General features: G+C 38.9%; 21 protein-coding genes. 4 read left to right on the plus strand and 17 right to left on the minus strand.

Features of this window, described 5'->3' with window-relative positions:
• Positions 1 to 20: 20 nt before the first annotated feature.
• The 8 genes from sucD to sdhC form a co-directional block, all read right to left on the minus strand.
• On the minus strand, positions 21 to 893 hold the full coding sequence (gene sucD / locus CWC11_RS08785; RefSeq protein WP_008127375.1) for a succinate--CoA ligase subunit alpha: 873 nt from the start codon (positions 891 to 893) through the stop codon (positions 21 to 23).
• The gene (gene sucC / locus CWC11_RS08790; RefSeq protein ID WP_006794719.1) at positions 893 to 2,059 is read right to left on the minus strand and encodes an ADP-forming succinate--CoA ligase subunit beta; all 1,167 of its coding nucleotides are present in this window, start codon (positions 2,057 to 2,059) and stop codon (positions 893 to 895) included. Before sucC ends, sucD begins: the two co-directional genes overlap by 1 nt.
• Positions 2,060 to 2,235: 176 nt before the next feature.
• Positions 2,236 to 3,750: a 2-oxoglutarate dehydrogenase complex dihydrolipoyllysine-residue succinyltransferase gene (gene odhB / locus CWC11_RS08795; RefSeq protein WP_138682387.1), complete on the minus strand. Its 1,515-nt coding sequence runs from the start codon at positions 3,748 to 3,750 to the stop codon at positions 2,236 to 2,238.
• A gap of 3 nt (positions 3,751 to 3,753) precedes the next feature.
• Positions 3,754 to 6,573, minus strand: coding sequence for a 2-oxoglutarate dehydrogenase E1 component (gene sucA, locus CWC11_RS08800; RefSeq protein ID WP_138682388.1), 2,820 nt, complete (start codon positions 6,571 to 6,573; stop codon positions 3,754 to 3,756).
• Positions 6,574 to 6,664: 91 nt separating this feature from the next.
• Positions 6,665 to 7,381 carry a succinate dehydrogenase iron-sulfur subunit gene (locus CWC11_RS08805; protein WP_058550131.1) on the minus strand — a complete coding sequence of 239 codons (717 nt, stop codon included), beginning with the start codon at positions 7,379 to 7,381 and terminating at the stop codon, positions 6,665 to 6,667.
• A gap of 10 nt (positions 7,382 to 7,391) precedes the next feature.
• Complete coding sequence (gene sdhA / locus CWC11_RS08810) at positions 7,392 to 9,164, minus strand: succinate dehydrogenase flavoprotein subunit (RefSeq protein ID WP_058550132.1); 1,773 nt, start codon at positions 9,162 to 9,164, stop codon at positions 7,392 to 7,394.
• Entirely contained in the window at positions 9,165 to 9,512 is a 348-nt protein-coding gene (sdhD, locus tag CWC11_RS08815) for a succinate dehydrogenase, hydrophobic membrane anchor protein (RefSeq protein WP_058550133.1), read from the minus strand.
• A complete protein-coding gene (sdhC, locus tag CWC11_RS08820; protein WP_084554498.1) occupies positions 9,503 to 9,880 on the minus strand; it encodes a succinate dehydrogenase, cytochrome b556 subunit in 378 nt (125 codons plus the stop codon). The genes sdhD and sdhC overlap by 10 nt, the downstream gene beginning before the upstream one ends.
• A gap of 417 nt (positions 9,881 to 10,297) precedes the next feature.
• On the opposite strand from sdhC, the gene CWC11_RS08825 reads away from it, so the two are divergent.
• The 3 genes from CWC11_RS08825 (at position 10,298) to CWC11_RS08835 (ending at position 13,374) form a co-directional block, all read left to right on the plus strand.
• Positions 10,298 to 11,584, plus strand: coding sequence for a citrate synthase (locus CWC11_RS08825; RefSeq protein ID WP_058550135.1), 1,287 nt, complete (start codon positions 10,298 to 10,300; stop codon positions 11,582 to 11,584).
• Between the two features lie 113 nt (positions 11,585 to 11,697).
• Positions 11,698 to 12,924 carry a SufS family cysteine desulfurase gene (locus CWC11_RS08830; RefSeq protein ID WP_138682389.1) on the plus strand — a complete coding sequence of 409 codons (1,227 nt, stop codon included), beginning with the start codon at positions 11,698 to 11,700 and terminating at the stop codon, positions 12,922 to 12,924.
• Positions 12,925 to 12,957: 33 nt separating this feature from the next.
• A complete protein-coding gene (locus tag CWC11_RS08835; RefSeq protein ID WP_138682390.1) occupies positions 12,958 to 13,374 on the plus strand; it encodes a SufE family protein in 417 nt (138 codons plus the stop codon).
• Positions 13,375 to 13,578: 204 nt separating this feature from the next.
• Here the strand turns inward: CWC11_RS08835 and tcdA are convergent, their stop codons facing one another.
• Genes tcdA through CWC11_RS08870 form a run of 7 tightly spaced genes read right to left on the minus strand, consistent with a single transcriptional unit; the run spans position 13,579 to position 21,040 of the window.
• A complete protein-coding gene (gene tcdA, locus CWC11_RS08840; protein ID WP_138682391.1) occupies positions 13,579 to 14,376 on the minus strand; it encodes a tRNA cyclic N6-threonylcarbamoyladenosine(37) synthase TcdA in 798 nt (265 codons plus the stop codon).
• Positions 14,377 to 15,057 (minus strand): TIGR01621 family pseudouridine synthase, encoded by a 681-nt coding sequence (locus CWC11_RS08845; RefSeq protein WP_138682392.1) that lies wholly within the window; start codon positions 15,055 to 15,057, stop codon positions 14,377 to 14,379.
• On the minus strand, positions 15,054 to 15,815 hold the full coding sequence (kdsB, locus tag CWC11_RS08850) for a 3-deoxy-manno-octulosonate cytidylyltransferase (RefSeq protein WP_138682393.1): 762 nt from the start codon (positions 15,813 to 15,815) through the stop codon (positions 15,054 to 15,056). Before kdsB ends, CWC11_RS08845 begins: the two co-directional genes overlap by 4 nt.
• Positions 15,803 to 16,000 (minus strand): Trm112 family protein, encoded by a 198-nt coding sequence (locus CWC11_RS08855; RefSeq protein ID WP_058550141.1) that lies wholly within the window; start codon positions 15,998 to 16,000, stop codon positions 15,803 to 15,805. The genes kdsB and CWC11_RS08855 overlap by 13 nt, the downstream gene beginning before the upstream one ends.
• A complete protein-coding gene (lpxK, locus tag CWC11_RS08860; protein ID WP_138682394.1) occupies positions 15,990 to 16,970 on the minus strand; it encodes a tetraacyldisaccharide 4'-kinase in 981 nt (326 codons plus the stop codon). Before lpxK ends, CWC11_RS08855 begins: the two co-directional genes overlap by 11 nt.
• Positions 16,967 to 18,712 carry a lipid A export permease/ATP-binding protein MsbA gene (msbA, locus tag CWC11_RS08865; RefSeq protein ID WP_138682395.1) on the minus strand — a complete coding sequence of 582 codons (1,746 nt, stop codon included), beginning with the start codon at positions 18,710 to 18,712 and terminating at the stop codon, positions 16,967 to 16,969. The genes lpxK and msbA overlap by 4 nt, the downstream gene beginning before the upstream one ends.
• 60 nt (positions 18,713 to 18,772) lie before the next feature.
• Positions 18,773 to 21,040, minus strand: a complete 2,268-nt coding sequence (locus CWC11_RS08870; RefSeq protein WP_138682396.1) for a DNA internalization-related competence protein ComEC/Rec2 — start codon at positions 21,038 to 21,040, stop codon at positions 18,773 to 18,775.
• On the opposite strand from CWC11_RS08870, the gene CWC11_RS08875 reads away from it, so the two are divergent.
• Positions 21,020 to 21,526 carry a DUF2062 domain-containing protein gene (locus CWC11_RS08875; protein ID WP_138682397.1) on the plus strand — a complete coding sequence of 169 codons (507 nt, stop codon included), beginning with the start codon at positions 21,020 to 21,022 and terminating at the stop codon, positions 21,524 to 21,526. The genes CWC11_RS08870 and CWC11_RS08875 overlap by 21 nt on opposite strands.
• A 72-nt stretch (positions 21,527 to 21,598) precedes the next feature.
• Here the strand turns inward: CWC11_RS08875 and CWC11_RS08880 are convergent, their stop codons facing one another.
• Entirely contained in the window at positions 21,599 to 23,353 is a 1,755-nt protein-coding gene (locus CWC11_RS08880) for a DUF3466 family protein (RefSeq protein ID WP_138682398.1), read from the minus strand.
• Positions 23,354 to 23,364: 11 nt separating this feature from the next.
• Positions 23,365 to 25,281, minus strand: a complete 1,917-nt coding sequence (gene uup / locus CWC11_RS08885; protein ID WP_138682399.1) for an ATP-binding cassette ATPase Uup — start codon at positions 25,279 to 25,281, stop codon at positions 23,365 to 23,367.
• Positions 25,282 to 25,285: the final 4 nt, after the last annotated feature.

Consider the following 25,285-nt stretch of genomic DNA (forward strand, 5'->3'; position numbering starts at 1 on the left):
TAAAGATTAAACTAACTGAATTACCAGCCTGTTTTTTCTTTAAGTGCTTTACCGATATCAGCAAGTGAACGTACAGTTTGTACGCCAGCAGCTTCTAGTGCAGCAAATTTCTCATCAGCAGTACCTTTACCGCCTGCGATGATTGCGCCAGCGTGACCCATGCGCTTACCTTCTGGTGCAGTAACACCAGCAATGTAAGATACAACAGGTTTAGTTACGTTAGCTTTGATGTACTCTGCAGCTTCTTCTTCTGCAGTACCACCAATTTCACCAATCATTACGATTGCTTCAGTTTGTGGATCTTTTTCGAACATTTCTAGAACGTCGATAAAGTTAGTACCTGGGATTGGATCACCACCAATACCAACACACGTAGACTGACCAAAACCAGCATCTGTAGTTTGCTTAACAGCTTCGTACGTTAAAGTACCAGAGCGAGAAACAATACCTACTTTACCAGGCTTGTGGATGTGACCAGGCATGATACCAATCTTAGTCTCACCAGGGGTGATAACACCTGGACAGTTAGGACCGATCATACGAGTACCTGTTTGATCTAGTTTAACTTTAACGTCAACCATATCAAGTGTAGGGATACCTTCAGTGATACAAACAATTAGCTCGATGCCAGCATCGATAGCTTCTAAGATTGCATCTTTACAGAAAGGTGCTGGTACGTAGATAACTGAAGCAGTTGCGCCAGTTTCTTGTACTGCATCACGTACTGTGTTGAATACAGGAAGACCAAGGTGCGTTTGACCGCCTTTACCTGGGCTAACACCACCAACCATTTGTGTACCGTACTCAAGCGCTTGCTCTGAGTGGAAAGTACCTTGGCCACCAGTGAAACCCTGACAGATAACTTTTGTATCTTTATTGATTAATACAGACATTATTTGCCCTCCGCAGCAGCAACAACTTTTTCAGCAGCGTCTGTTAATGATTCAGCAGCGATGATGTCTAAGTCAGAGCTCTTAAGAACTTCACGACCTAATTCAGCATTAGTACCTTCTAAACGTACAACTACAGGTACATTTACGCCAACTTCTTTAACTGCGCCAATGATACCTTCAGCAATCATGTCACAACGTACGATACCGCCAAAGATGTTAACTAAAACAGCTTTAACATTGTCGTCAGAAAGGATGATTTTGAATGCTTCAGAAACACGTTCTTTAGTCGCGCCGCCACCAACATCTAGGAAGTTAGCTGGCTTGCCGCCGTGTAGGTTTACGATGTCCATAGTACCCATCGCTAGGCCTGCACCGTTAACCATACAACCCACGTTACCATCTAATGCTACGTAGTTAAGCTCAAAGCTTGCTGCATGTGCTTCACGTGCATCTTCTTGAGATGGATCGTGGAACTCACGGATTTTTGGTTGACGGTAAAGTGCATTACCATCAATACCGATTTTGCCGTCAAGACAGTGAAGGTTACCTTCATCTGTGATTACTAACGGGTTGATTTCAAGAAGTGCGAAATCGAAATCGTTAAACATTTTACCAAGACCCATGAAGATCTTAACGAACTGTTTCATTTGTGTTGGGTTAAGACCCAATTTGAAACCAAGTTCACGTGCTTGGTAAGCTTGAGGACCAACTAATGGATCGATCTCAGCTTTGTGGATAAGTTCTGGTGTTTCTTCAGCAACAGTCTCAATTTCAACACCGCCTTCAGTAGACGCCATGAAAACAACTTTGCGAGAAGCACGGTCAACTACTGCACCTAGGTACAGTTCGTTTGCGATATCTGTACAGCTTTCAACTAAAATTTTAGCTACTGGCTGACCATTTTCGTCTGTTTGGTAAGTAACTAGGTTTTTACCTAACCAGTTAGCTGCAAACGCTTTTACTTCGTCGATAGTTTTAACTAGCTTTACACCGCCAGCTTTACCACGTCCACCTGCGTGAACCTGAGTTTTAACAACCCACATATCACCGCCGATTTTCTCAGCAGCTGCAGCAGCTTCTTCAGGTGTATCGCAAGCGAAACCTTGAGAAACTGGTAAACCATATTCGGCAAAAAGTTGTTTTGCCTGATACTCATGCAAATTCATGATGCTTTATCCAATTTTTTATACTAAAAGAGCTGAATATTTATTCAATAAACAACTATCCCAAATTGCGCACTTAGTATAGATCCCAAGGCTTAACATGAAAACCCCAGTAAGACCAAAGGCGCAAAAAAAAAGCTGTGAATTGTGGTTCACAGCTTACATTTCATACTACTTGATTAAACATCCAGTAATAAGCGAGTTGGATCTTCAAGTAACTCTTTAATAGTTACTAAGAAACCAACAGATTCTTTACCATCTATTTGGCGATGATCGTAAGAAAGTGCCAAATACATCATAGGAAGAATTTCAACTTTACCATTTACTGCCATTGGACGGTCTTGGATTTTGTGCATTCCCAAAATTGAAGACTGTGGCAAGTTAATGATAGGCGTAGATAGTAACGAACCGAATACACCACCGTTTGTAATTGTGAAGTTACCACCTGTCATATCGTCAAGCGTTAGCTTACCGTCACGACCTTTAAGTGCTAGTTCACGAATACCTTTTTCAATTTCAGCAACTGATAGCTTATCGCAATCTTTAAGAACTGGTGTTACTAAACCACGAGGCGTAGAAACAGCAATGCTGATGTCAAAATAATTGTGGTATACGATATCGTCGCCATCGATTGACGCATTTACATCAGGGAAACGTTTAAGTGCTTCAGTGACTGCTTTCACGTAGAAAGACATGAAACCTAAGCGAATACCGTGACGCTTTTCGAATACTTCTTGGTACTGCTTACGAAGATCCATAATTGGCTTCATATTAACTTCGTTAAACGTAGTCAACATTGCAGTAGAATTTTTAGCTTCAAGAAGACGGTTAGCAATCGTTTTACGTAGGCGTGTCATAGGAACACGTTTTTGAGTACGATCACCCATTGGCGCAGCCGGTGCCGCAGCTTCAGTTTTCTTAGCTGATGGCGCAGGTGCTTTTAAGAAGGTATCAACATCTTCTTTAGTTACGCGGCCATTTTTGCCAGTACCTTTGATTTTAGAAGCATCTAGACCTTTTTCAGCAATTAAGCGACGAACTGATGGCGTTAACACATCAGAGCTATCACTTGAATCAGCCGCAGGAGCCGCTTCTTCTTTAGCAGCAGGAGCAGCTGGTGCGCCGCCCGCTTTCACTGAGCCAATTACTTGCTCACCAAGAACAGTATCGCCTTCGGCGTTGATTATCTCACCCATAATGCCGTCTTCTTGAGCTACTACTTCAAGAACAACTTTATCAGTTTCAATATCTACTAAGTTTTGGTCGCGTGTAACTGCGTCACCTGGTTGTACATGCCATGTAGCAACTGTTGCGTCTGCAACTGATTCTGGAAGTACAGGTACTTTAATATCCACTTCTTTACCTTCTGATGCTGGTGCTGATTGCGCCGCTGGCGCGTCTTCTGATTTAGTTGGTGCAGATTCTTTGTCAGAGTCATCACTTGCTGGTGCTGCATCAGCATCACCAATTAAACCGATAACTTGATCGCCAAGTACCGTTGCACCTTCTTCTTGTGAAATTTCAGTGATTACACCGTCATTTGGTGCAACTACTTCTAAAACCACTTTATCTGTTTCAATGTCTACTAAGTTTTGGTCACGGCTTACTTTGTCGCCAACACTTACATGCCATGTAGCAACGGTAGCATCTGCAACCGACTCAGGAAGAACAGGAACTTTAATTTCTGTGCTCATTGCTTATCCTTTATTTTCTATAGTAAGCGCGTCTGCAACGAGCGCTTGTTGTTCTTTAGTATGTACTGACATGTAACCACACGCTGGTGATGCTGAGGCTTTACGCCCTGCATATTTTAATTTAGCACCTTGTGGGATTGCATCAATAAAGTGATGTTGCGAACAATACCAAGCACCTTGGTTTTGCGGCTCTTCTTGACACCAAACAAAATCAGTTACATGTTGGTAACGCTCCATAATCGTTTGCATTTCGTCATGTGGGAACGGGTATAACTGTTCAACACGAACAATAGCAACATTGTCTTGCTCAAGCTTACGGCGTTCTTGTAAGAGCTCGTAATAAACTTTACCACTACAAAATACAACGCGTTCTACTTTTTCAGAGTTAATATCATCGATTTCGTCGATCATATTATGAAAAACCCCCTGCGAAAGCTCTTCAAGCGATGAAGTCGCAAGAGGATGACGAAGCAATGACTTAGGTGTCATGACAATCAGTGGACGGCGAAGCGGTCTAACTGATTGACGACGTAACATCGCGTAAACTTGTGCTGGTGTAGAAGGAACACATACTTGCATATTATGATCCGCACATAGTTGTAAAAAGCGTTCAAGACGCGCAGAGCTATGCTCTGGGCCTTGGCCTTCGTAACCATGTGGTAACAAAATTGTAAGACCACATAAACGGCCCCACTTTTGCTCACCAGAACTTAAGAATTGGTCAAATACAACCTGTGCACCGTTTGCGAAGTCACCAAATTGTGCTTCCCAAAGTACTAATGAAGTAGGCTCTGCTGTGGCATAACCGTATTCAAAAGCAACCACGGCTTCTTCAGAAAGTACTGAGTCAAATACTTGGAAAGTACCTTGATCTTCACTTAAATGTTGAAGAGGTGTGTAAGTTGCGCCATCAGATTGACTGTGTACAACAGCATGACGGTGGAAGAACGTACCACGACCTGAATCCTGCCCTGTTAAACGAATATCAGTGCCTTCAGTTGCAATTGTTGCATAAGCAAGTGTTTCTGCCATACCCCAATCAAGTGGTTTCTCACCGTTTGCCATTAATTTACGATCATCGTAAATCTTTTTAACGCGAGATTGAGCTTTATATTGCTCTGGGTAAGAAGCTATTTTCTCACCGAGTGCTTTAAGCTCTTCTACTGGTACGCTTGCGTCATAATCAACATTCCATTCATGGCCTACATATTTAGCCCAATCAGAAGAGTGTGATGTCTCTGGCTGAATTTCTTCAACAACACAGTTACCATCATCTAAACCATTACGGTAATCATCAGCAAGTGCTTTAATTTCACTTTCTGTGAATGAGCCTTCAGACATAAGCTGATCAGCATAGATTAAACGAGGTACTGGGTGTTTTTTGATTTTTTGATACATAAGAGGCTGTGTAGCATTTGGCTCATCAGCTTCGTTATGACCATGGCGACGGTAACAAACTAGATCGATTACTACGTCACGTTTAAACTGATTTCTGAAATCAAGTGCAATTTGCGTAACAAATGCAACTGCTTCAGGGTCATCAGAGTTAACGTGGAAAATAGGAGACTGAACCATTTTTGCAATGTCAGTACAGTAGTCTGTAGAGCGTACGTCATCTTGTTTTGATGTTGTAAAACCAACTTGGTTATTTACAACTATGCGTATGCTACCACCACAGCTAAATGCGTTTGTTTGAGACAGGTTAAATGTTTCTTGAACAACACCTTGACCCGTTACCGCAGAATCACCATGAATTGTGATTGGTAGTGCTTTAATACCTGAACTATCGCTTAAGCGGTCAAGACGTGCACGTACCGAGCCCATAACAACTGGGTTAACAATCTCTAGGTGAGATGGGTTAAATGCAAGCGCCATATGAACGTTGCCACCTTTGGTCGCAAAATCTGACGAGTAACCCATGTGGTATTTAACATCACCAGAGCTTAATGTATCTTTATGTTTACCGGCAAATTCATCAAATAACTCTGATGGATTTTTACCAAGTACATTAACAAGTACATTGAGACGACCACGGTGAGCCATACCTATAACAGCTTCTTGCTGGCCGCTTTCACCTGCTCGGTGAATAAGCTCTTTTAGCATTGGAACTAACGCATCACCACCTTCCAGTGAGAAGCGCTTAGCACCCGGGAACTTAGCCCCTAAATATTTTTCAAGACCGTCAGCCGCTGTTAGTCCTTTAAGGATACGTAGCTTTTCATCTTTTTCGAATTTAGGCCTAGACTGAACAGATTCTAAACGTTGTTGTAACCAACGCTTTTCTTCTGTTGATGTGATGTGCATATACTCAGCACCAATAGAACCACAATATGTAGTTTTAAGCGCTTGGTATAGTTCACCTAAAGGCATAGTATCGCGGCCTACGGCAAACGAACCTACGTTAAACTCGCGGTCAAAATCACTTGAAGATAAGTCATGGTACTCTAGCTCTAAATCTCGTACACGCTCTCGCTGCCAAATACCTAATGGATCTAGGTTTGCATTTTGGTGACCACGAAAACGGAAAGCATTAATAAGTTGAAGCACTTTAACCTGTTTAAGGTCAGAGCTACTTCCCTCTGCTACCACCACTTCTCTATGCTTGTTTTTAGCAAGCTGTGCAAATTGTGAGCGAACTTCTGAATGTTTTACTTCAACATCCACACCATCTACTTTAGGTAATTGTTCGAACACTTCTCGCCATTCTTCTGGCACAGAAGTCGCATCGTCTAAATACGCTTCATAAAGCTCTTCTACATAAGCAACGTTACCGCCGTTTAAATGTGAAGATTCTAGCCATGCCTTCATCACACCTTCGTGCATTTATAAGCCCTTTTCTTTAGCGCAGAAATTAATAGTTATCATAACAAGATGGCTAATAAAAATTATTAGCCATCTTACGTTTACTAAGTAATCAAACCGCTCGGTTTAATAACATAGATTTGATTTGTCCAATTGCTTTAGTCGGGTTTAACCCCTTAGGACAAACGCTAACACAGTTCATGATACTGTGGCAACGGAACACACTGAACGCATCGTCTAAGTCAGCTAAACGTTCTTCAGTTGCCGTATCGCGGCTATCAGCCAAGAAGCGGTATGCGTGAAGAAGGCCTGCTGGACCGATGAACTTGTCTGGATTCCACCAGAACGAAGGACACGATGTTGAACAACATGCACATAATATACACTCATAAAGCCCATCTAATTTATCACGTTCTTCAATTGATTGAAGACGTTCGCCTGCAGCAGGCTCGTCATTAATTAGGTATGGTTTAACTTTTTCGTATTGAGTGTAGAACTGACTCATGTCAATAACAAGGTCACGAACCACTGGTAAGCCAGGAAGTGGACGTACTACTATTTTACCTTTACCGCCTTTTTGCAGTGTAGATAAAGGAGTGATACATGCAAGACCATTTTTACCATTCATGTTAACACCGTCAGATCCACACACACCTTCACGGCATGAGCGACGGAAAGATAATGTTGGATCTTGCTCTTTTAAAAGTAAAAGTGCATCCAAAACCATCATGTCCTGACCTTCCTCTGTTTGCAAGGTGTATTCTTGCATACGAGGTGCGTTATCAACATCTGGATTATAACGATAAACTGAAAACTGTACTTGTGCCATCGTCTATCTCCTAGTAAACACGTGCTTTAGGTGGGAAAGCTTCACGCGTTTTAGGCGCATAGTTCACATCACGTTTACTCATTTCATCCGTTACCGGATTAAATACTGAGTGACATAACCAGTTTTCGTCATCACGATCTGGGAAGTCAAAGCGCGAATGTGCACCACGGCTTTCTGTACGGAAGTTTGCAGCTACTGCAGTTGAGTAAGCTGTTTCCATTAAGTTGTCTAGTTCAAGACATTCGATACGTTGCGTGTTGAAGTCTGATGATTTGTCATCAAGACGAGCATGCTTAAGACGTTCACGAATTTCTTTAAGCTCAGTAAGACCTGTAGCCATCGAATCACCTTCACGAAATACCGAGAAGTTAAGCTGCATACATTGCTGTAAATCTTTTTTGATTTGAACCGGATCTTCACCTTGGCCAGCCGTTGAACTTTCCCAACGGTTGAAACGAGCAAGAGATGCTTCTAAGTCAGACTCAGATGCTGCTTTAGTAATTTCAACATCATTTAAGTACTTACCTAGGAAGTTACCTGCAGCACGACCAAATACCACTAAATCAAGTAGTGAGTTACCACCTAAGCGGTTTGCACCGTGTACCGATACACATGCAATCTCACCAACAGCAAATAAACCTTCAACTACTTTTTCGTTGCCGTTAGCATCGATTTGTAGCGCTTGGCCATTTACGTTAGTAGGAACACCACCCATCATGTAGTGACATGTTGGTATAACTGGAATTGGCTCTTTAGCTGGGTCAACGTGAGCAAATGTTTTAGCAAGATCACATACACCAGGTAGACGCAGATTAAGCGTTTCTTCACCTAAATGGTCAAGTTTAAGCTTAAGGTGTGGACCCCAAGGACCATCACAACCACGACCTTCACGGATTTCTGTCATCATTGAACGTGCTACAACATCGCGAGACGCTAAGTCTTTTGCGTTAGGAGCATAACGTTCCATGAAGCGTTCGCCATCTTTATTTAAAAGATAACCACCTTCACCACGACAACCTTCAGTTACTAGCGTACCAGCCCCTGCAATACCCGTTGGGTGGAACTGCCACATTTCCATGTCTTGCATAGAAATACCAGCACGTGTTGCCATACCAACACCATCACCGGTGTTAATGTGAGCATTAGTCGTTGATGCGAATATACGACCTGCACCACCTGTTGCTAATACCACTGCTTTTGATTTGAAAAAAGTGATTTCACCTGTTTCAATCTCGATTGCAGTACAACCTACTACATCACCGTTATCGTTTTTAACTAAATCAAGTGCATACCATTCAGAGAATACATTTGTTTTATTTTTAACGTTTTGTTGATAAAGAAGGTGTAATAATGCGTGACCAGTACGGTCAGCTGCTGCTGCAGTTCGAGCGGCTTGCTCGCCACCAAAGTTTTTCGATTGACCACCGAAAGGACGTTGGTAAACACGGCCATTTTCAAAACGAGAAAATGGTAAGCCCATGTTCTCTAATTCTGTAATAGCTTCTGGGCCAGTTTGACACATATATTCAATAGCGTCTTGGTCACCGATAAAATCGGAGCCCTTAACGGTATCGTACATATGCCATTCCCAGTTGTCTTCGTGTGAATTACCAAGCGCAACTGTAATACCGCCTTGGGCAGATACAGTATGTGAACGCGTTGGAAATACTTTAGAGATTAATGCACACGTTTTGCCAGATTCTGTAATTGCTAAAGCAGCGCGCATACCTGCACCACCGGCACCAATTACTACGGCGTCAAATTCACGAACAGAATATTTCACTTAAACACCCCATAAAACGATTAGACCAATAGCTACGTAAGCAAGTGACATAAGGTTTAAAACAAACCCTAATGCAGCACGAAGCTTTGCGCACTTAACATAGTCTGTAAGAACTTGCCAAAGGCCAATGTGGGTATGAACCATAATGCAAATAAGGGTAATTAACGTAAACCCTTTCATTGCTAGGTTAGAGAATAGGCCTGTCCAGGCTTCGAATGTGACTTCTGGCGTCGCTAAAAAATAGCCAATAATAAAAATCGCGTACGCAGTTATTATTAGTGCCGTGGTACGTAAAGATACGAAATCTTGTACACCATCACGTTTAAGAGTTGCTTGATTTAAGACCATATCCACACCCCTGCCAATACGGCAAATACAACGCCAAGTGCCATTGCAATTTTAGCGCTAAGGTTACCTGATTCAAGTTCTTCCCAATGACCCATATCCATAATGATGTGACGGATACCACCAATTAAGTGATAACCCAATACAGAAAGGGTGCCCCAAGCTATGAATTTGGCAATGAATCCGCTAAACAGACCCTTGACGAATTCAAAACCTTCAGCTGAAGAAAGAGACTCAGACCAAGCCCAAATGACAAACGTTAAAGCAAAAAATAATGCAACACCGGTGACGCGGTGAAAAATTGAAGCTTTAGCCGTTGCCGGCATAGATATAGTTGTTAGATCTAGATTTACAGGTCTTTGCTTTTTCACAGTTACTTGCCCATCTTTGCTCACAGTGGAGCTCATCTACTTGTTTTTCTAAAAACCCACCAAATATTACTGGTGGAACTATCAAAATAAACGCATCAAAACAGTTAAAGTTCACAAAGCTGTAAAAAATTAGCTGTAAAAATTTGTTTACCCAAAGTCAATACGGTTTAAAACCACCGTTAGTATATATACCCACAGGGCTTTTTACAATTCTTGTTTATTTATAGATGTTTGCGAATTAGCCAATAGTATTATATTTAATTAATACCGAATATTTATTATACATATATGCATAATGTTTATAAAAATTGACTTTAACCCCCTCTTTCACGTTAAAATGCGAAGATGTGCTTAAAACAGATTTCAGAACTTTAAAATCTAAAAATCAGAATAGATATCTTAATAGGAGATACATAGATGGCAGATAAAAAAGCCACAGTCCAGATTGATGGGCTAGATCCAATCGAACTTCCAATTTATCAAGGCACTGCTGGCCAAGATGTAATCGACGTACGAACGCTCGGTTCACATGGTCACTTTACTTATGACCCAGGTTTCATGTCGACTGGTTCTTGTGAATCTGCAATCACCTACATCGATGGTGGTAAAGGTGTACTACTACACCGTGGTTACCCAATTGAGCAATTAGCTGAAGATTCAAACTACATTGAGCTTTGTTACTTACTATTAAATGGTGAGTTACCAACGCAAGAGCAATACGACGCTTTTGCTAAGCAAATTACTCGCAGCACAATGCTAGACGAGAAAATTGCTAACTTCTTCCAAGGTTTCCGCTTTGATGCTCACCCAATGGCAATGCTATGTGGTGTAGTTGGCGCACTATCTTCTTTTTATCATGAAGACCTTGATATTACTGACGCTGAACAACGTAAAACAAGCGCAATTAAGTTAGTAGCTAAGTTACCTACTATTGCAGCTATGGCTTATAAAACAAATATCGGCCAACCGTTTGTATACCCACGTAATGATTTAAGCTACGCAGAAAACTTCTTGCATATGATGTTCTCTGTACCTGCTGAAGAATATAAAGTTAACCCAGTAACTGCAAAAGCTATGGATAAAATCTTTATGCTTCATGCAGATCATGAGCAAAATGCATCAACATCTACAGTACGTCTTGCTGGTTCATCAGGTGCTAACCCATACGCATGTATTGCTGCTGGTATTGCTTCACTTTGGGGCCCTGCACACGGCGGCGCTAATGAAGCATGTTTAAACATGTTAGAAGAAATTGGCTCTGTTGATCGTATTGATGAGTACGTAGCAAAAGCTAAAGACAAAGCTGACCCGTTCCGCCTTATGGGCTTTGGACACCGTGTTTACAAAAACTTCGATCCTCGTGCTACAGTAATGCGCCAAACGTGTCATGAAGTTTTAGCTGAGCTTAACATTCAAGATCCACTTCTAGATATTGCTATGAAGCTTGAGCAAATAGCACTTGAAGACCCATACTTTGTTGAGAAAAAACTATACCCTAACGTAGATTTCTACTCAGGTATTATCTTAAAAGCGATTGGTATTCCAACAAGCATGTTCACTGTAATCTTTGCAATGGCACGTACTGTTGGTTGGATCACTCACTGGGATGAGATGTTATCTCAACCTGGTCACAAGATCAGCCGCCCTCGTCAAATGTACACAGGTTACACTCAACGTGACTTCGTATCTACTGATAAGCGCTAATTAGCGTGCATTAGTATAAAAGGCCGCTTTTGCGGCCTTTTTTATTATCAATACTTGAGAATTATTATAAACCCATTACAATTCCTGCCTTAAAATGACCATGTTGAAGAGCTATGCCTGCTTTAGAATTTAATATTAATAAGATTAGAAATGATTTCCCTACTTTAAAGCAGTCAATAAATGATAATAAGCTTGTTTATTTAGACTCTGCAGCAACTACGCAGAAGCCCCAATCAGTCATAGACGTAATAAACGAGTTTTATACCAGTCAAAATGCAAACGTACATCGTGGACGCCATACATTAAGCGAACACGCAACAACTTTATACGAACAAGCTCGTGATAAAACAGCTAAGTATTTCAATGTATTAAGTAAAGAAATCGTTTGGACTAAGGGAGCCACTGAAGCAATAAATTTGGTAAGTAATGGTCTGCGAAGCCGTTTTAGTAAAAACGATACTATTATCATCTCTGCCCTTGAACACCACGCCAATATTGTGCCGTGGCAAGTTCTTAGTGAGCAAACAGGGGCTAAATTAATAGCCCTTCCAGTTAATCATGATGGTACATTAAATATTAAGCAATGCTGTGATTTTATTAAACAGTCTAAACCTAGCTTACTAACGATCACACAAGCATCTAACACGCTTGGTAATATCACCAATTTAGAGCCTCTTATTACGGCTGCAAAGGACGTTGATTCACTTGTTTTAATAGACGGTGCCCAAGGTGCAATGCATCTAAAGCCTGATTTGCGTAAATTAAACTGTGATTTTTACGTTTGCTCAAGCCATAAAATGCTTGGCCCTACAGGTTTAGGTGTACTTTATGGGCAGTATGAAGCGCTAAACTCATTAGATGTATATCAAACTGGTGGGGAAATGATAGATAAAGTATACCTTACCCATAGTACTTATCGCCCTGCACCTGCAAAATTTGAGACTGGTACTCCTAATATTTCTGGCGTATTGGGTTTTTCTGCCGCTTTGGATTATTTAAACGCTATGCAAAGCTCTAAGTTACACAGGTATGAACAAGAATTATTTAAGTATGCGGCTGAAAAACTGGTAACCATTGAAGGTATTACAATTTACAGTAACCTATCTGACAATATTGGTACGCTATCTTTTAATTTTAAAGATGAACATCCTTACGATTTGGCAACATTACTTGACGGTTATGGGGTTGCGGTAAGAGCTGGACACCATTGCACTCAGCCACTTATGGCTCATTTAGGACTTAATGGAACGCTTAGAGCCAGCTTTTGTTTTTATAATACCTATGAAGATGTTGATATATTCATCAATTCGCTTAAAGAATGTATCGCTTTATTAGATTAAACGTCACTTTTATAGAATTAATTAGGATAACTCATGACAAATACGTTTAAAAAAGTCACTGAATCTATAGAAAAAGCCCCTGCCTGGCAGCAAAAGTACCGTGAAATAATGCTATTGGGTAAAACTTTACCCGCATTACCTGATGTATTAAAAACCGAGGATGTATTAGTACCCGGCTGTGAAAGCAAGGTGTGGATGTTCGTTGAGTTTGATTTAAAAGAAAATACGTTAGTTGTTATTGGCGACTCAGATACACGCATTGTAAAAGGTTTATTAGCGATTATTTTAGCGTTGTATAATGGACTCACACCTGAGCAAGTAGTGAATATAAATGCGTACGAAGAATTTGACAAATTAGGTCTTATTAGCCACTTAAGTGCATCGCGTGGTAATGGGATAAAAGCCATGGTTGATAAAATTCAAACCATGGCACAACAAAAAATTAGCTAAGTAAATTTATACCAATCCGCAAGAACACTTAATCATTTTAGCAGGCTAAACGTGTCACTGACTGCGTTAAAAAACTCTCATTTACGACTGCATGGATACAGAAGGTAGAGCAATTGCCCAGAACAACTAAATAGCGAATTTTTGCCTAGCTATCAACACGTTTTTCCACCCTCAAAATAGCTCACTTAATTAAGCGGACTGGTATTAAGCCTGTAAACGCTGCTTTTTATCTAAGTATTTTCGGATAGCTTTAGCTGCTACAAAAAAACCAAAACTCCCTGTAATCATAGTTACAGAGCCAAAACCATTGTTACAATCCATATTCATACTGCCATCTGTACTTTGCTTTGCATGGCAAACACTACCATCACTTCCAGGGTAGACTAGCTGCTCTGTAGAATACACACAATCAACATTGAATTTGCGTTTTGGGTTGGTACTAAAGTTATATTGCTTACGCAACATGTAACGTACTTTAGCTAATAGTGGGTCTTGCGTAGTTTTTGCTACATCACCAAAAGTAATTTGGCTAGGATCTGTTTGCCCGCCTGCCCCACCTGTTGTAATAATAGGTAGTTTATTACGCTTACAGTGAGCAATTAAAGCGGCTTTTTCTTTCACTGCATCTATACAGTCAATCACATAGTCAAAACCTTGAATGTGCTCTTGAATATTATCAAGAGTAATGAAGTCATCAATTACGTTAATTTCGCACTCAGGATTAATTAATTCGCAGCGGGTTTTCATCGCATCTACTTTAGCTTGACCTACAGTCCCGCTAAGTGCGTGAATTTGTCTGTTTACATTAGTTGCGCAAATATCATCTAAATCGATAAGTGTGATTTTACCGATACCTGTACGTGCTAAAGCTTCAGCGGTCCAACTTCCTACTCCACCTATGCCAATAACGCAAAAGTGAGCCTCTTGTAACCAATCAAATTGCTGGTTACCATATAAACGTTTAATACCGCCAAAACGGATATCAGTTACTTTTTCACTCATTTACCAATCCAATTGCCATGGCGACTGCCAAGCCTTAAAATCTTGATGTTTATTTAATATTTTGTATTCATCCCCTTCGTCGGGGAATAAAGTAAATTGCATACACTCACTTTTCCATTCAAAACTCAATGCAAATGCGTGTAAATAAGTACGCGGAGCAGTTGAACCTGCATAAAGTGTGTCTCCTAATATAGGAGCACTTAAACTTTTTAATGCCACTCTAAGCTGGTGTGTTTTACCTGTATATGGCTTTAAAATATAAGCTCTATAACCAACTTTATAGCTTAAAGAATAAAAACGAGTAATGGCAGGGTTTACTTTACTAGTAAGAAGCTTAAACATACCACGACGAGATTTAGCCATACCTCCTTTTATCCAACCTTGCTTTTTTTTAGGCTTAGCATCGCTAATAGCAAGATAATATTTATCAATAGCGTGCTTTGTAAACAAAGCTGTAAACTTAGCTGCAGATGCTTTATTTCGCGCTAAAATAATGAGTCCAGATGTGACTTTATCAAGGCGATGAACAGCAAATAACTTTTCGCCCGTTTGCTGCTCAGCGAGTACAACAAGGCCAGGTCCATCTTCAGAATGAAAATTTAGCCCTGCTGGCTTTTCGAATATATAAAAATCACTATGTGTAAAAACAATATTTAAGGGTGTGTACAAAGGCTCATTCACACATTGCTACTTTTTAAATAGGCTATTACTTTTTCTAAATCCTCAGGCGTATCAACCCCTGCATGTGGAGTAACATGAGCTTGCTCTATTTTTATATTAAAACCATGGTATAAAACACGTAACTGCTCAAGTGACTCTAAAACCTCTAAAGGAGAGGTGCTCAATTCAATATATTGCTTAATAAACCCAGCCCTGTAAGCGTAAATACCCACATGGCGCTGAAAAGGGGCTAAATTAAGCTCACTACCTTTTGTCATCATTGCATTTCTATCAAACGGGATGCTCGCTCGTGAAAAGTACAATGCATTTTTATTTATGTCACTGACCACTTTAACCGCATTTGGGTTAAACACTTCATCTTGCTCTTCAATAGCAACACTAAGCGTGGCCATTGGTGCTCTTGAATCATTTAAAAGTGAAGCCACTTGAGATACATTTTCTGGCGCTAGCAATGGTTCATCACCTTGAACATTAACTACAATCGTATCGCTATCAAGATTTAATGAATCAACAACTTCAGCTAAACGCTCAGTACCCGATTGATGATCTTCACGAGTCATTACAACATCACGCGTAAAACGGCTGACTTCATCAAATACTTTTTGATGATCGGTTGCTATAACAACTTTGCTCGCACCCGATAAGCAGGCTTTTTCATATACATGTTGCACCATAGGCTTACCGCATATGTCAGCAAGTGGCTTACCAGGTAAGCGTGTAGATGCATAACGAGCAGGTATTATAACTACGAATTCCACTTTTCAATCTCTTCTAAAGATAACTCACGGGCTTCATTTTCAAGTAATACTGGAATATCGTCTTGTACAGGATAAGCAAGTTTAGCTGCTGTGCTAATTAACTCATTATTATCTTTATCAAAACGTAATTTTCCCTTACATACTGGGCAAGCAATTATTTCAAGTAATTTTGTATCAAAGGCCATTTAGTATTCCTTTTTCTTTTAATAATAAATTTAATTTGTCTATAACAATATCTGTAGGCTTTGCATCAACTGGTAAATAATACCAGTTGGATTTGGCAAAAGAGCGGCACTTTACCGCATCCTTTTCAGTCATTACTATGCTCTGCTCACCAAATTGCTCAAAATCATCAGCGCTGTAAGCATAATGGTCTCTAAAGTGATGGGTTGATAATAACTTTATACCCAGTGCTTTAAGAGAATTTTCAAATCGTTGTGGATTACCAATTGCACTGACTGCATGTGCTTGGGTTATTTTATTTTTAGTTTCATCACCCGAATTAACTGAGCAAAGAGCACTCGTATGCAATTGATAGCTATTGTTTGCATCCCCCCCGTTTTCAATAACAATATCCACGCTATTTAAACGCTTTGTTGTTTCACGTAGCGGCCCCGCTGGCATCAATAAGCCATTACCAAAGCGGCGCTGACTATCAACAATGCAACATTCAATAGTACGCGGCATTTTGTAATGCTGCATTCCATCATCTGAAATGATGACATCGAGCTTATACTTTTCTTCTAATAGGGCAATGTTTTGCTGACGATCTGGTCCTACAGCAATCGGACATTTTAAACGATGATATAAAAGTATGGGCTCATCGCCAGCTTGGAGCGTAGTTATGTTGTCAGTTACTAGTAACGGGTAACTATCAGATTGCCCTCCATAGCCTCTGCTTATAATACCAACTGATAAACCTTGCTTAGTTAAATGCTCATACAGCCATAACACAAATGGCGTTTTACCATTCCCACCTACGCTAATGTTCCCAACAACAATAACGGGGGTTTTACATGCAAAACTACTTAATAAATTATAACTGTATAAAACTGTACGAATTGACGAGATGAGCCAAAACAAAGCACTTAATGGTAATAACAAAAACGTGATTAGACCAAATGGTTTAAACCAACTTTGTTCTATTTTACTCACGCCTGATCACCAAACTGCATTTTACATAATGCTGAGTAAGTGCCGTCATTAGCAAGTAAGGTATTATGGTCACCACTTTCTATAACACGACCATTATCAATTACATAAATACGGTCACTGTTTTCAATAGTAGAAAGCCTGTGCGCTATTACAATAGACGTTTTCTCTTTCATTAATGTATCAAGCGCATGCTGAATTAATTTTTCAGATTCTGTATCTAGTGCGGATGTAGCTTCATCTAAAATTAAAATCGGTGCATCTTTTAAAATTGCGCGAGCAATAGCTATTCGCTGGCGTTGACCACCAGAAAGCATTACACCGTTTTCACCCACCATTGTATTAAGCTGCTCTGGTAAATCTTTTACAAACTCCCAAACATGGGCTTGTTTAACTACTTGCTCTAATTCTTTATCAGATACATTTCGCTGAATACCGTAACAAATGTTATTTGCAATCGTGTCGTTAAACAGCACCACCTGCTGAGATACTAAAGCAAATTGGCGGCGTAAATCTGTTAATTTATAATCTTGTAGAGGAATACCGTCGAGTAAAATTTCACTTGGTAACTTTAAATCATAATAGCGGGGTAACAAGTTTGAAATAGTTGACTTACCAGACCCTGAGCGACCAACTAACGCTATATTTTCACCGGCTTTAATTGTTAGTGATAAATCGTTAAGCACTGCCTCATCTTTAGTTGGGTATTTAAAGGTTACATTTTTAACCTCGATTAAACCTTTTACTTTATCAACAGTGACTGTACCTGTATCTTTCTCAATTTCCTCATCAAGTACTAAAAATATACTTTGTGCAGCAGAGATACCACGCTGCATATCACTATTAACGTTAGCAAGTTGTTTAAGTGGGCGAAGTAACATCATCATAGATGCAATAAGCGCCATAAAATCACCAGATGTAATAGTATCAATCATTGATGGTAACGATACGGCCCATAAAATAACGGCCATAGCACTTGCTGCTAATATTTGAATAATTGATACGCTTAATGCTTTTGTCGCATCCATTTTAATGCGCTGCTGGCGGTTATGGTTATTGATCTTTGAAAAGTGCTTTACTTCTTGCTCTTGCCCGCCAAATCCATGAATAACTTTATGCCCACTGAGCATTTGTTCAGAGCTGCGAGTAACCTGCCCCATAGCGGATTGAATATTTTTAGATATATGGCGAAAGCGCTTAGACACTACAGCAACAATTACTGCTACAAGTGGAATGATGACTAAAAATATGAGTGAAAGCTTCCAACTGGTATAAAACATTACACCCAGTAAAAAGACGACAAAAGCCCCTTCACGTACAACTATAAGTAACGCTTTAGTAATTGCTTGCTGAACTTGTTCTGTGTCAAAAGTGATTTTTGAAATTAAATCACCGGTTGAGTTTTTATCGTGAAAGGACACAGGTAAATGGAGTATGTGCTCAAATAACTGTTGGCGCAAAGAGCGAACCACTTGTGAACCTACATAGCTTAAACAATACGAGGACATAAAGTTAAAAACACCTCGCCCTAGCACTAACGCTATTACTACAAAAGGTGCGTACTTTAAAACTTCCGTATTACGTTGATTTAAGCCTTGATCAATAAACGGCTTCATTAATTGAATAAATAAAGCGTCCATTGCTGAATATCCAATCATGCCTATAATTGCGACGATAGCGACAGTCTTGTAATCGCCAACGTAAGAAATCAAACGTTTATATATTTGTGTAGTACTTTGATCCATAACACTCTCTAAATACAGTAACAACCTGTATTGTATCCTCCGATGAGAGAAAACTAAACGTCAATCTTTGATAAACCAATAACTTTCCTGCTCTCTTGCTGTTTCTATAACCAAATTATGTGAATAAAATTTAACAGTTATTTGTCCAAGTTTACCTGTTGTAAATTGTTTAGCGCCAGCCTCTTTATAGCGCGTTACTACAGAAGGTTTTGGAAATTCCCACTGACCTTTGTAAGCGCTTGAATGAATAACAAATTGAGGTTTTACCGCATTAATAAATTCACTGCTTGATGATGTATCGCTTCCATGGTGTGGGCTCAACATGACAGTACTTTGCAAGTGGTTTTTTGAAGCAACTAGTAGAGCCTCTCGAGATTTAGATATATCCCCCGTAAGTAATACACTGTGGTTATGATTAAATACCCTAACGACACATGAATCATCATTTTCGTTATTAAACTTACTACTGCTAAAAGTTTGTACTGTTAACCCTCGAAAATTTATACTTTTTTTATCACATGCATCACTTATACTTTTAGAGTGAAACTGCATAAGCGTTGTTTTATATCCTGCATCTATAAAATGCTTTAACCCGCCAGCATGGTCATTATCTTCGTGACTCAAAATGGCAGTGTCTACGTTTAATTTATTAGCTTTTATATAAGGTAATAAAATACTCCTTGTACGACTGTAGCGATTAAAATAGCTAGGTCCAAAATCATAAACGAATGCGTGTTTATCTTTTTCAATTAAAACCATTAACCCGTGCCCTACATCAAATACATGTAATTGCCACAAAGGCTTATTTTTAACAAAATAATTAAACGTGATTGCAGCAATAGGTAATAGAGCCAACCACTTAAAAGGTAATAAATACAATAGCAGCATTGTAGCGTACGAAAATACAACAAAAGTTAAACTCACTTGCCCAGTACTAAGCCATCTAAGTACTTCAGGTATCTGATTAAGTAGATTAAATAAATGATGTACCCCATAGTCAAAAAATTGAATTATTAAGCTTATATCTATAAAACTACTTAGTAGAGTAAACACGATTAGTAAGGGTAAAATAACTATTGAAAGCACTGGAATTGCCACTAAATTGATAACCAAACCCGCTATGCTCACTCCATTAAAAAAATATAAAGATAGTGGCAGTAACCCACAAAATAAGCCAAATTGAATGACAATTAAGGCCAGTACTTTACTTTTTAAACGCGTATTTGTTATTGGTAATTTGCTGATAACAATAAAAATAATAGCGACGGCTAAAAAAGAAAAATAGAGTCCAGGATTCAATAAATAAAATGGGTTTATTGCAAGAACAATCACAAGCGCGAATAAAATACTTCGCCATCTAAGAGGTTGTTTGGCGATAAAGTACAGTAATAAATAACACGCTAACATAACTAACGCACGTGTCGCTGACACTAAAAAGTTGCTTAAATAAACATATATATAAGCGGCTAAAAAGCCTGAAAGACTGTAATAAATAGATAAATTTTTTGATTGATCAAATAACAGGTTTACTTTTATAAACACAAAGCGCGTAAATATATAAGCCAAGCCAAAAATCAAACTTATATGCAATCCAGATATAGCTAATAAATGACTTAGCCCAAGTGATTGCATAAGTTGTTTGTCTTCAAAACTCATTAAAGACTTATCTCCGCTAAGAAGAGCATAATAAAGCCACAGTAACTTTGTATTCTTATAGGTGTTTTTTAAAAAATTTTGATAGCTTAAAATTAAGCTTTTATTATTGTTATGTTTTATTTTTAACTTTTTATTAAGAACTTTACCTTTAAATAAAATTCTATTTATAAATGCATAGCGCTCACTATCAAATACATAAAAGTTCTTATTGCTTCTAAAATACTTCAAATTTAGTGAAGCAGAAAACTCATCCCCTACGTATAAAACATCTTGCGTATTTACACTCAGCAAAGCTTTTGGAGCTCTAAAACGCGAGAATGTATTTGTCTCTAAAGATAAGATTTTAACTTTTATATATTGAGGTGCTTTAGAAGAAATTATCTCTTCAATTTTAACAGTAGAACTGAGCGCATACTTTTCATCCTGTTTTGGTATTTCAAAGCTATGAAAAGCATAAAAATTGATACCTACACAGCAAATTGCGCAAATAAAGCCTAACAATACGTTTGAAAACGGCTTAAAATAAGCGCTTACAATAACAATGGAAATTGTGAATATTGTGAATTCGAGAGTTTGGTAATAAAATACGGTTGTTACACAACCAATTACAAACCCAAGACATATCCACACAGATGTAAATGGTTGCTTTAAATGGCTAAAAAAACGATCCAAAGATTTTTACCTGATCCAAATACAATTAGGCATCATAAAATGCTAAAAATATTTGGACGCCTATTGCAAGATGCAAATCTTTGGCATTTAAATAGACGCTCCGCACGAGGCGCGTTTGCAGTCGGGTTATTTTTTGCCTTCATCCCTGTCCCTTTTCAAATGGTTTTAGCCGCAGCTGGCGCTATATTATTTAGAGTTAATATGCCAATTTCTGTTGCTTTAGTGTGGCTAACCAACCCTTTGACTATGCCGCCTATTTTTTATGGTTCGTATTTAGTGGGTACTTTAATTCTAAACCAACCTGAGCAACACTTCGTATTTGAAGCGAGTTGGGAGTGGTTTTTACAAAGTGTTGAAACTATTGGCCCGGCATTCTTATTAGGCTCTTTAGTATGTGCTTCCATAGCTTCTATCATCGCGTATTTTGGTATTGATATAATTTGGCGCCGTTCTGTTAAAAAGGCATGGCTCGCTCGTAAAAAATAATTAATATTTATTATAGACGAAAAAAAACCAACTTTATTAAGTTGGTTTTTTTTGTAACTAATATTTTAGTGCTTAAAATCGAAATACACGTCTTAAGCCAACTAATGGTAATAGTAATAATGTATACCAAGGGAAACTTGCAGAGCTACGCTCGTACTCTTCAGCCTCAGGTGCAGCGCAATTTTCTACTTCACCATTAGCAATAGGCGTAAGTTTTACCGCTATTGCAACACTTTCGTATTCAATTTCACCGTTAACATCGGTTTCAATACCACCTAGAGTATCGCGTTTTTCAACCGTTTTAGTTGCTGTACCAAAAATTTCATTATTTTCATTAATTGATGTTGCTTCTACCATAGTGTAACCGTAGTCAGTTTCACCATCAGTATCATAACAAGGCAATAAATCATTTAAATTAGTGATGGTATCTTCACCAATTTTGTAAATAAAGGCTTCTTTACGTCGTGTATTATCAGAAACACCTACTTCACCTTCACCAACAATATAACCTTGGTTGTTTATATCATTACCGTATGAGCTTGAACTTGAGAAATAATCTGTTGGAAACACAGTATTACCCGTTTCAATATCATGATAGAAAAATTTACTTCTTCTTGTACCCTCAATAAATTTAACTGCGTTACCAGTAATAACGTCGTTATCGTTGATGGCAACTGCACTACCAGAAATCCAATCATCTTCCTGATCTATAAAATCAGTTACTGCCCCATCTTTAAAATATACAGGCATAGTAATAATTGTATCGTCATTTTTGTAATAACGTGTATTTGAAGAACCTACAATTACACCATTTTCATTTATTGCTAAAGCAGTACTTGTAAATGCATCGTCTTCAGTTTCATCTTCATCAGGAGCAAGCGCTAAACCTAGCTCTTCAAAAGAAGTGATATTTAAAGACTCATCAAGCTCCCACTTAACTGCGCGTTTATTAAATAAACCACGAGAAATATTAGAGTTTAATAAGTTAATACAAACGGATGTTGGCTCATCTTCATTATCACAGTTATCTTCGATATCTTCTTCTCTTTCAAGCGGAATATCGATAGATGCATTACCTACAACTGTGTAGCCACTGTTCGTTTTAATAATATCGTTTGCGCGACTCGTACCGCCATATTCATTAAATTCTGGCTCTAGAGGTACTTGTACGCCACTTGAACTTATCACAACACCACGTTCGATAAACTCATGGGTGAACCATGTTTCAGCATCGTCTTCGTCATCAGGTGTAAAAGATACTTTGTCATAAGGCGCGCTGCCCCAACCAACCATTACACCATCTTCACTAACTGCATTAAAAATATTTGTTGTTGAGCGTGTTAGGCCGTCATAATCGACAGATGCTATATCAAATAACGGTTGCTCTGTTACTTGCTCATCTGAAAATACAACCCCAATTAAAGAGCTTAGTTTTTGGTATTCAAAGTTAGTTGAAATACCTAAAGAAGAACTCGATAAAAAGCTAACCATAAAGCTATGGGCATCTGGGTTTGTACTTACAGCATCATTATTATCAATATCATCAAGTGTAAATGTAATTTCTTTATCACTTAGTTCGTATGCCGCTTCTTCGCTGTCGTATGCACTTTCAACTACACTTTCACCAAAGTCTATATAGCTGGTATCGATTGGCAAGTTATATAAGCCGTTTGCAAAACCTATAATATGCCCGCTTTCGCTTACATCTGATACGTAAGAATATTTAGCGTCTTCAAGAGTCCCTAATTCACTTAACTGGTAAGTAGCACTTGTTGCAGATGTGCTTAATGTCGCTAAAATACTGGCAGCGAGTAATTTATATTTCATTTTAGTCCTTACTACTGATTCTTTAATTCTTCAAGTTCTTCCCAGCGCTCAAAGGCAGCTTCAAGGTCAGACTCAAGTTGTGCTAAATGGTTCAATGCTTTAGTGGTAACGTCACTGTCTTGTTTAAAAAAGTCAGGGTCACTCACAATTATTTGCTGAGCTTCTACTTCAGCCTCAAGTTGTTCCATTTTATTTGGTAGTTGCTCTAATTCAAGTTTTAATTTGTAAGAGAGTTTATTGCTTTTACTTTCTGCTTTAGCTACAGGTGCAGGCGCTGTTTTTTCAATTTTTTTTACAGGCTGCTGTTGTGCTGTTTTAGCTTGTTCAGCAAGATAATTAACATAGGCTTCATAATCACTGTAACCACCAACGATATCCGTTACTTTACCGTTACCTTCAAATGCCCAAACACTTGAACATGTATTATCAATAAACTCGCGGTCATGGCTAACTATTAAAACCGTACCTTGATATTGATTAATAATATCTTCAAGTAATTCTAGCGTTTCAATATCTAAATCATTGGTTGGCTCATCGAGTACCAAAATATTAGAAGGCTTTAAGAAAAGTTTTGCCAGTAGCAATCTGTTTTTTTCGCCACCAGAGAGCGCTTTAACTGGCGTGCGAGCTCGAGCTGGCGGGAATAAAAAGTCTTGTAAGTAACCAAGTACATGACGAGAACGCCCGCCCATCATTACTTCTTGCTTGCCCTCTGCTACATTATCTTGAACAGTCGCTTCTTCATCTAATTTTTGTCTATACTGATCAAAATAAGCAAACTCTAGGTTTACACCTTGCTTAATTACACCACTGTCGGCTTCTAAATCACCAAACAAAAGCTTTAAGAGTGTAGTTTTACCTATACCATTTGGACCCACTAAGCCAATACGATCACCACGCATAACCAAAGTAGAAAAATCATCAGCAATTACTTTGTCTTTAAATGCATGATTTAAATGCTTAGCTTCAAAAACTAACTTACCAGAGCGATCAGCTGTTTCAATATTAAAGTCTGTTTTACCAACTTGATCTACACGTTGTTTACGCTCGTTTCTAAGTTGCTTAAGTTCACGTACACGTCCTTCGTTACGTGTTCTTCTTGCTTTAACACCTTGACGGATCCAGGCTTCTTCTTCGGCAAGTCGCTTATCAAACAGCGCATTTTGACTCTCTTCAACTTTCAAATCATGGGCTTTTTGTTCAAGGTACGTAGCGTAATCACCAGGGTAAGATATAAGTTTCCCGCGATCCAAGTCCAAAATACGAGTGGCAACAGCGCGAATAAACGCACGGTCATGCGATATAAATACAATACCGCCTTTAAACTCTTTCAAAAATTGCTCAAGCCACATAACACTTGCCATATCTAAATGGTTCGTTGGCTCATCAAGTAATAATAAATCAGGCTCACTTACAAGTGCGCGAGCAAGTGCAACTTTACGCAACCACCCACCAGATAGCGATTCAAGCTTTGCTTCCGGTGTTAATTCTAATTGCGTTAATACTAATTGAATACGGCTGTCAAAACGCCACCCATCAGCCGCCTCTAACTGATTTGATAAACGTTCAAGTTTATTGAGTAATTTATCTGTACATTCAGTTTGTAATTGCGTGCTAACATGATGAAAATCAATGAGTAAATTAGCAATTTCAGGCATACCTTGGGCTACGTAGTCAAATACTGTACCACTGGCGCCTTTTGGTGGATCTTGCTCTAGACGAGATATTTTTAATCCACCTAATTGGTTAATTTCACCATCATCAAGAATAACTTGGCCATCGAGTATTTTTAAAAGTGTTGATTTACCAGCACCATTACGGCCAACAATACACACTCGCTCGCCACTTTCAATGACAGCATCCGCATTATTAAGTAACGCATGAGTGCCAAAGGCAAGTTGTGCTTTTAAAATTCTAATTAAATCCATAGTT

This window comes from Pseudoalteromonas sp. S3178 (genome assembly GCF_005886985.1).
Classification (GTDB): domain Bacteria; phylum Pseudomonadota; class Gammaproteobacteria; order Enterobacterales; family Alteromonadaceae; genus Pseudoalteromonas; species Pseudoalteromonas carrageenovora.